Consider the following 8,013-nt stretch of genomic DNA (forward strand, 5'->3'; position numbering starts at 1 on the left):
TCCCTGGGGGGTGGTTCAGGCGGAGGCGCGGCGCTGCTGCCGGGCGGCGAGGGACATGGCGCGGCGGGCGACGGGCGAGTAGCCGAGGGTGTCGCCGGCGCGGCGCACGGGCGGGGTTCCGCCGTTGTTGCGGCGCCCGTCCGACGTCCGCACGCGTGTGCTCTTCGCGGGGGTGGCCATCTGGGATTCGACCTGCGGCTTTTCGACCTTTTCAGCCTGGTTTGCCGGGTCCTTCGCGGCGTCCTTCACGGCGGCCTTGGCGGCCACGCGGGCGGCGATGGACTGGGCGGTGTCGCCGAGCGTGGCGCCCTCGACGTCGTCCCACGCGCGCTTCCACGTCGCGTCGCTCGGGTGGAGTTCGCCGAGCGCGGCGGCGAGGGCGACGGCGCGTTCCCACACCGGCGGCCACTGCACCGAGCGGGACACGTCGCGGGCCTCGCGGTCGTCGGCCTCGCGCTGTTCGGCGGCCTGCTTCTCGGCGGCCTCGGCCGCGAGCTTGCGGGCCTCCTCGCGGCGCTCGCGGCGGGACTTGCGGCCGTCGCGCTTGCGGATGCGGCCGTGCTCGTGCAGGTCCCACACCAGCGGGCCGGCCAGCGAGCAGAACGCCCCGCCCAGCCCGGTGCCGAGCCCGAACGCGGTGGAGCCGTGCAGGTAGTTGACGGTGGCGGCGAACAGTGCGACCGCGCCGGCCAGCGCCCGGTAGTGCCAGGACGGGCGGTTCTCGTCGATCGCGGCCTCGGCGCCCTTGAGCAGCGCCCACGCCAGCCCCTCCAGGACCAGCGGCGCGGCCAGGAGGAACGGCGCATCCGGCGACCAGAACGCCATCAGCTGGAGCGGCAGCGACACGATCACGCAGGTGACCGCGATGGCCTTCGCGGACTTCTTCCACTGCTCGGCCGAGCGCTGGGCCTTCGCCCGGACGGCCTCGGCCTCGGCCCGCCGGCGGGCCGTCTCGGCACGCTGGTCGGCGGCCTGCTGGCGGATCTCCTCGGCCTTCGCCTGGCCCTCGGCGATCTCGGCAGCGGCCTTGGCCGCCTTCACCTGGTTGGCGATGTCCGCCGCGGCCTTCGCCGTCTCGGTCTTCGCCCGCAGGGCCTCGGCCTCGGCCGCCTCCTTGCTGGCGGCCTTCGCGGGCGGGCGGGTGCGGCCGCTGGTGGGCCGCAGTTCGGTGACGCTCATCAGTGGTCCCCCACAACCTTGAGTCGGAACGCGGACAGACCGCGCAGCTGCCGCCGCACCCGGGCGCGGGCCACGCGACGGCGCAGAGCGGGCAGCGTGCTCGCGAGCAGCAGGCCCGCCCCCACCACGCACGCGACGGTCGGGTGAGCCAGCAGGAACGAGGCCACCGCGGCGAGCACGGCCAGGACCGAGCCGGCGGCGGCCGGGAAGGCGAGGGCGAGCAGCAGTGCCGCCCACCCCAGGCGCTTGGAGAGGGCCATCACGCGGCCCTCCCGTTCCGGCGCTCCCGCCGGGCCAGTGCCCGGCGCTCGGCCGGGTCGAGGCCGCCGAAGATGCCGTGCGGCTCGCCGCGCTTCAACGCCAGGGCCAGGCACATGTCCCGCACCGGGCAACCGGCGCAGATCTGCCGGGCCCGGCGGTCGGCGAACTCGTCCTCGTCGCCGGGGAAGAACAGCTCCGGGTCCACCCCGGCACACGCGGCGCCGGGCAGGTCCCCCTCCGGCGACGGGAGGACCTCGACGAGGACACCGGCGACGCGCCCGGTGAGGTGCGGACGGATGGTGCCGCGAATGCCGCGGCGGACGAAGCGGGCCATCACGCCGCCACCGCCCCGAACATCACAGCGGGCGCGGTGTGCTTGCCCGGGCGGGGCATCCCGCCGGACAGCAGGACCAGCCTGCCCATCACCGCCGGGGCGGCGGGCTTCGGCTCGGCCTGCCTCATCAGGTGCTCGGCGTGGGCGGCCAGCTCCGGGTCCTCCCGGCGCAGGACCGCGAGGATGTCGTTCGCGGCGGCGAGCCGGGCGGTGCGGTCGGCGGTGGGCTCCGGGCCGGCGGGGCCGGTGAACAGCTCGGTGTCGACACCGAGCGCCAGCTCGGCGAACTCCGAGGCCGAATGGGCCTTCTGTCCTGCAACAATCAATCGCACGGGTCTCTCCTAGAGGTCGGCCCGGCGGAGACGGCTCCTCGTCCGGCCAAGGATTGAGAGGGGCCGTCTTCCGTGTCTCGGGCGGTAGTTGGTAGTCCGGGTTAGTGCGTCGGGGCGGGGCTGCCGTCGCCGTAGCGGCGGGAGCCGTCGGCGCAGCGCACGACGTGGCGCGGGCCAGCCCGGAAGGGGCTCCACCGCTCGACCGCCTTCTGCTCGGCGGTCTTTCGGTCCGAGGCCGGTGTTCGCGCCTTGCTGCCGAACGGGGCGTCCAGTACGGCCGCCAACCGGTCGGCGAGCATCTCGTCGACTGCCGCTTCGGCCTGACTGTCCCGGGTCAGGTCGATTACCCGGCCGGGCACCGACTCGGCGGCCTCCTCGGCGAACTCCCGGGCCGTGGCGACCAGATGGGCGCTCGCGGGCTTCCCGTCCTGGGCGGCGGCGAGGAGCGCCTCGGCACCGGCCGCCAGAACGGTCTGCCAGTTCTCGTCGCCGATCTCGCCGTTCCACTGCGGAGCCTGCGTCCCGGTCCGGCGGGCGATCCGGCAGACCACCGCCCGGCGCCGGCGTTCCGCACCTCGCGCCTCCGCCACCCACGCACCCGACGAGAGCCGGCCCGACCCCCCGGTCAGCGACGCCACACGGGCGGCGTAGGAGCGGCCGGTCACGGTCGGGGCGGCGGTCTTGCGGGGGGTGGCGAGCATGGCGAAGCCTCCTGAAGTGGCAGGTGGAGCGTCACGGCAACGGGTGCGTCTGTGCAGCTCAGGGCAGCCCAAAGAAGGCCCTCAAGAGCTGGTGTTGATCGCAGTCGGCTTGCATTTCTGCGGATCCGCCCTGCTGCGACAAGCCTGTTCCAGCGCAACGCGTCAGACCAATGACGGCCTGTCATATGAGGCTTTTCGCCGGGGCGTTGGCCTCACAACAAACATGGTGCACCTAGTGCCCTAAGTTGGCAAGTGCTTCGCCCGGTCTCGCTCAAGCGCGGGCTGCGGCACACTGGTGCACTAGGTGCGACACGTTGACTGGAGGATCACTGGTGACCGAGTTTCGAGGCCAGCCGGCCTATCTCCAGCTTGCCGATGACCTGCGGAAACGCATCCGCAGCGGTGAGCTGGCTGCGGGCTCTGCGCTGCCGTCGACACAGGAGCTGATCGGCGGCTTCGGTGTGTCGAGCACCGTCGTCAAGAACGCTGTATCGCTGCTTCGCGCCGAGGGGTATGTGATCGGCCATCAGGGAAAGGGCGTGTTCGCCCAGTTCCCGCCGCGTCTGGCCGAGCACTCGCCAGGAGCCGCTGACTGGGCGCTGCCGGTGCTGCAAGCGGCCCAGGCGATCGAGCAGGCTCTTCGCGAGTCCTTGGCCAACGCCGGGAGTGAGGGCGGAAACGCCGAAGCGGCCCTTCAGCGCTGGCGGGAGGCGTTTGACGCGCTCCCGGGCAGCGTGAAGGGCCGCTTGGCGGAGTAGATCAGCGGTCGGCTCGGCTTGCCACCGACCACCCGTCTCGAATCAGGTCGTGGAGCCCGGACCGTTCGGGCTTCCACGCCAGTTCGGTTGTGATCCGGGAGAGATCGGCGACCAGCCGGGGCGGTTCTGGCTGCGGCGGGCGGTGAACCACAGGCACGGGCTGGTTCGTCACCCGCTCCACGGCGTTTACGATCTCCGCCATGCTCGCCGGAGTCGCGCCCACGTTGTACGCCCGGTACGGGGAGACGGGGGCGTTGAGGGCCAAGACGTACGCGCGGGCGAGGTCGTCCACGTGGACGAAATCGCGGATTGCGCTCCCGTCGCCGTTCATCTCCAGGTGCGGGTAGCGGCCGGCTGCCACGGCAAGCGCCTTCGGGATGATCCGGGACTCATCGCCATCCCCGACCCCGCCCACGGACCCCGAGATGTTGAAGCAGCGGAGGCTCACCGCCCGTATGGCCCCGCTCTCGCCGCGCCGCTGGAGTAGCTGGTCGGCGGCGAGCTTCGACATGCCGTACGGGTTGCCCGGAGCGGGTGTGACGTCCTCGCCGATGGGTTGCTGCTCTGGAGCGCCATAGATCGCGGCCGTCGAGCCGAAGACGACTACAGGGCGGTCCACGGCTGCCCGATCGGCCAGAGCATCCAGCAGGGACGCCGTGCCGTTGACGTTGACGTCGTGATACTCGTCCGGCATCTCGAACGACTCTCGCACCCGGGTGAGCGCTGCCAGGTGGCATACGGCATCCACACCTGCCGTAGCTGTCGCAACGGCCGCGCCGTCACGGATGTCGCCATGGACCACCTTGGCTACAGGCAGCGTCGGGAGCGGCGTGCCCGGCGGCCGATGCGTCAGGGCGACCACCTCGTGGCCCGCCTCGGCAAGCCGTCGGACAACGGCGTTGCCGACGAAGCCATAGGCGCCCGTCACGAGTACGCGCACGGCGTTTCCTCTCAGTCCAGGATGAGTCCACGGTGCTGCCATGCCAGGTCGAGGCACGCCGCGGCCGCGGATGCGAGCGGTTCATTGTCCAGCAGATGGCGGATGTTGGCTTCGGTGAACTCGATCCCGGCGGTGCCGTTCCCACCAGCGATGACATTGCCCTCGGTGTTGCGGGACACCATGCCGGAGAACACCGAGTCGTAGACGTCGGCGTCGATGATCACGACGCTCAGGATCTCCCCCGCCAGCGTGAGCGGGTCCAGACCGATGCCGAAGCAGTACGGCCTGACCTTGCCTTCGCGGCGGGCCTGGTTGAGCGTGCGGAAAGGTTCCAGCCCGTCGTAGTCGATGGGTTCGCCGCTGCTGCCGTCGGCCTCGGGGTCGCCGAGGAACTCCTCCGCGTACTCCCGTAGGACGTTGCGCCAGAGGTTGAAGTCGTTCGACTGGTCCCAGGGCATGACGGACGACGGCTGGAAGACCCCGGCGGGCATGATGTGGTATGTCCCACCCGCCAAGGCCACGTTGCTCGCGGCGCGGTGGTGCAGCGGGAACGAGGCCTTACCGTCGGCGGCCAGCCGGATGGTCAGAGTGTCGATGGATGGCAGCAGCGGACGGCGGCCGAGATCGAACGGGTTGCCCACAAGCTTCCGGAACGGGAGCGCGTCCCACTTCGGCGCCCCGATCCACGCGGGATCGCTGCCGGTCGCCAACCAAGCACTTGCCAGTTCATGGGCGACGCCCTCGCAGACATCGGCCATGTCGAAGTAGGTGGTGTACCCGAACGACAGCTTCGGCCGACCGTCGATCTGGGCGACGTCGAGCAGGCGAAAGCTCGGCCGGTTCACGAACAGGGACGGCCGGTCGACCATGCGGATGGCCTGCGAGTACCGGGCGAAGCGACCGCCGTTCGGAGCGAGCGGCCGCACCCTCTCGGACTCCGGCTCGGCACCCGCGATCTCCGGTGGGGCGGTCTGACTCAGCCAGGTGAGGTCGATGTCGGCAAAGTCCAGAGGACTCGGCCACATCCACCCGGCCGTGGTCAACACCGGGCTGTTCCCAGCCCGGTCCGCGTCCGGGTACAGCCGCGCCGCGGCGCCGGTGAGCTCGCTGCGGTGACGGTTCAGGTCCCGGCGAGTCATTCGCCAGCGCCGCTGTTCCTCGATGGCATCCTTCGGGCCCGCGGCCCCGTCGTCGCCGGAAGGCATGGCGACGGTGACGGCCACCTCGGCAGCCGGCAGCAGGCCCAGTTCGTCCTCGGGGAGCCCCAATGTCTGGGCCAGGCGGCGGAGTTCGTCCATGTCCCGGATCACGCGCTTCCCGCGCTCCAACAGGGACACGTAGGACTGGTCGTAGCCGAGCAGGTCAGCCAAGTCCTGTTGCTTCAGCTTGTGGAGCGCTCGGTACGCCTTCAAGACGTCGGCGAGGTTGGACCCATCCGGCGGCGCGGTGTGCTCGGCCGCGCTTGAGAGCCAGCTAACCGGCTTGGCCGCCGATGTGACCGGCGCTGCCGGGCTGGCGGGGCCGACCGCACGTCGGCACGGGCTGCACATCGTATCGGTGTTGCTGCGGCTCAGCCTGGCGCCGCAACGGGCACAGGCGACGGCGGGGACCTTGGCGGTGATGGCCATTGGGCATCCGTCCCTTCAGGGATCGACCGATCATCGGGGTGAGCCGTCTGCGCAATGGCAGACGTTGCCCGCGCCAGAAGCATTCAACTGCACTGGCGCGGAGCGGGTGCGGTGTTTGATCGAGGCGGAGCCCGGACAGCCGGTGCAGGCGGTAGTGTCCGGGCTGTCCGGGTGCCCCGGGCTAGCGGGCTGACCTGCGCGAACCACCCGGGCAGGGCACGGACAGCTCCCATTGTCCTGTCCGGGCAACTAGCGGAAATACCTGGGTGTCTCAGTCGGGAGGCAGCCCCCTGCCCTGGAGCAGGGACCCTGGTCGACGGGCGTGGTTGTCGCTTACAGCCGGAGGGTAGGGCCCGGGCGTGGCCGATGACCTGAAGAACGTCATAAGGGATCTAGTCCGTGCTCTCGGCGGCAGCATCCGTGACCCTCACTACAGCACCGCGCACGACGCCGCCGAGAACATCTGCTCGGGGGTCTATGAGGTGATCCCAGTCGAGGTCCATGACCTCGTACATGAGGCAATCATGGCCGGGTACGCAGGCGCGCTTAGCGACCTGGAGGAGGGCAAGTTGGACGATCAAGTACGCGAGCGATTCGGTCTCCTCGACTGATCGCGGACAGTCCTGAATGGGTTGACCAGTCGCCCGGACAACGGATACCCAGGGGCGACTGTTCGGACTGTCCGGCAGTCCGGAGAGGAGCTCTGACCTAGGAGAATAAACCGGACAGGGATCCGCCAGGACTGTCCGGCCTGGGCGGGGCTGAAACACCCAATGCTTCAGTTGCTACTCCCGGCTCGGGCGCTTGTGGGATGAAGTGCGTTGCGTTGCTTGCGCAGGTCGAGGCGATTTGGCGCGCGGCTTGTGAAGCAGGCCACCGAGCCCGAGTCGCGGTGCACCTATCAAGTAGCCGTGGAGGCCGTCGGCAATGTCGACCCGGGCAAGAGAATTTTCAGCGTTTAGCCAGCCAGAATGCTAGCGGGCTATGCTGACATGGCTTGTGAAATGGCAAGCTTGGCGACCTCCGTACCGATATTCTTGGCCATGTCTAATGCCCATTTTCCGGCGGACTTCAAGTGTTCGAGGGAAGCTGGGCCGTTTCCTTTGGTGGCCTCGATTTCAGCCTTTGCAATATCGCTTGCTGAAATCAACTCATCTGCTGACCGTGCCTCTTTCTGCATGGCTGCCCGGAGCATCCCGAGGTCTGCGGCCAGTTGCTCCAGGTTCAATTCTTGCGAGTGCTGGGACCAGATCTGGTTGAAGGTGTTGTTTGATGCTGAGGCGCCTTCCCCGAAGGCGCCGATTTGCCCGGATGCATTGTAGTTGTGGCTTTCCATGTGCTCCACCTTGTATTCGGTCTTGACGCCGCTTGAAAGCGCAGCCTCCCTGATCATGTCAGCAAGATTCGTGGTGCTCTCGTAAACGTGCATGATGATGATTGTGGCCTTGGGAGGGTCATTGGTCATTGTTCCGCCCCCAAGCTACCGCCGTTGCGGATGGCTGCGCCGAGATTGTTTCGCACGACTGCGGTCAACGGATGATCTGCGCCGAGAATATATTCAGAATCGGTGAGAGCCTGTTCGAACAAGGCAACGGCCTGCGATTTATCGCCGCTCCCCCAGTAGGCATACGCGAGGTTGTTGCGGCTGATCAGGGTGTCGGGGTGGGTGCTGCCAAGCGCCTGTTCGCGTTGGGCGAGGACGGTCTCGAACAGGGGGATGGCGCGGGCGAGGTCACCCGCGGCCTGGTAGGCGGCGGCGAGGTTGTTGCGGGTGGCCAGCGCGCTGGGGTGGGTGCTGCCAAGCGCCTGTTCGCGTTGGGCGAGGACGGTCTCGAACAGGGGGATGGCGCGGGCGAGGTCGCCGACCTTCTGGTAGGTAG

11 protein-coding genes are annotated in these 8,013 nt (G+C 69.2%); 2 read left to right on the plus strand and 9 right to left on the minus strand.

What is annotated here, in order from left to right:
• Window positions 1-15: 15 nt before the first annotated feature.
• From ACFC1F_RS31440 to ACFC1F_RS31460, 5 genes are all read right to left on the minus strand, one after another.
• Entirely contained in the window at window positions 16-1,179 is a 1,164-nt protein-coding gene (locus ACFC1F_RS31440) for a hypothetical protein (RefSeq protein ID WP_376163395.1), read from the minus strand.
• On the minus strand, window positions 1,179-1,439 hold the full coding sequence (locus ACFC1F_RS31445) for a hypothetical protein (protein ID WP_376163397.1): 261 nt from the start codon (window positions 1,437-1,439) through the stop codon (window positions 1,179-1,181). The genes ACFC1F_RS31440 and ACFC1F_RS31445 overlap by 1 nt, the downstream gene beginning before the upstream one ends.
• Window positions 1,439-1,774: a WhiB family transcriptional regulator gene (locus ACFC1F_RS31450; RefSeq protein ID WP_376163399.1), complete on the minus strand. Its 336-nt coding sequence runs from the start codon at window positions 1,772-1,774 to the stop codon at window positions 1,439-1,441. Before ACFC1F_RS31450 ends, ACFC1F_RS31445 begins: the two co-directional genes overlap by 1 nt.
• Window positions 1,774-2,106 carry a hypothetical protein gene (locus tag ACFC1F_RS31455; protein WP_376163401.1) on the minus strand — a complete coding sequence of 111 codons (333 nt, stop codon included), beginning with the start codon at window positions 2,104-2,106 and terminating at the stop codon, window positions 1,774-1,776. The genes ACFC1F_RS31450 and ACFC1F_RS31455 overlap by 1 nt, the downstream gene beginning before the upstream one ends.
• A gap of 101 nt (window positions 2,107-2,207) precedes the next feature.
• Complete coding sequence (locus tag ACFC1F_RS31460) at window positions 2,208-2,807, minus strand: hypothetical protein (RefSeq protein ID WP_376163403.1); 600 nt, start codon at window positions 2,805-2,807, stop codon at window positions 2,208-2,210.
• Window positions 2,808-3,139: 332 nt separating this feature from the next.
• On the opposite strand from ACFC1F_RS31460, the gene ACFC1F_RS31465 reads away from it, so the two are divergent.
• A complete protein-coding gene (locus tag ACFC1F_RS31465; protein ID WP_376163405.1) occupies window positions 3,140-3,565 on the plus strand; it encodes a GntR family transcriptional regulator in 426 nt (141 codons plus the stop codon).
• A gap of 1 nt (window position 3,566) precedes the next feature.
• On the opposite strand, the gene ACFC1F_RS31470 is transcribed toward ACFC1F_RS31465, so the two are convergent.
• A complete protein-coding gene (locus tag ACFC1F_RS31470; protein WP_376163407.1) occupies window positions 3,567-4,505 on the minus strand; it encodes an NAD-dependent epimerase/dehydratase family protein in 939 nt (312 codons plus the stop codon).
• Window positions 4,506-4,516: 11 nt separating this feature from the next.
• Complete coding sequence (locus ACFC1F_RS31475; RefSeq protein WP_376163409.1) at window positions 4,517-6,133, minus strand: helix-turn-helix domain-containing protein; 1,617 nt, start codon at window positions 6,131-6,133, stop codon at window positions 4,517-4,519.
• A 359-nt stretch (window positions 6,134-6,492) separates the two neighbouring features.
• On the opposite strand from ACFC1F_RS31475, the gene ACFC1F_RS31480 reads away from it, so the two are divergent.
• Entirely contained in the window at window positions 6,493-6,744 is a 252-nt protein-coding gene (locus ACFC1F_RS31480; RefSeq protein ID WP_376163411.1) for a hypothetical protein, read from the plus strand.
• 371 nt (window positions 6,745-7,115) lie between these two features.
• Here the strand turns inward: ACFC1F_RS31480 and ACFC1F_RS31485 are convergent, their stop codons facing one another.
• A complete protein-coding gene (locus ACFC1F_RS31485; protein WP_376163413.1) occupies window positions 7,116-7,562 on the minus strand; it encodes a hypothetical protein in 447 nt (148 codons plus the stop codon).
• 32 nt (window positions 7,563-7,594) lie between these two features.
• Window positions 7,595-8,013: tetratricopeptide repeat protein (locus ACFC1F_RS31490; RefSeq protein WP_376163415.1), on the minus strand; the 419-nt coding region annotated here is incomplete at its 5' end.

This window comes from Kitasatospora sp. NPDC056181 (genome assembly GCF_042266225.1).
Taxonomy (GTDB): domain Bacteria; phylum Actinomycetota; class Actinomycetes; order Streptomycetales; family Streptomycetaceae; genus Kitasatospora.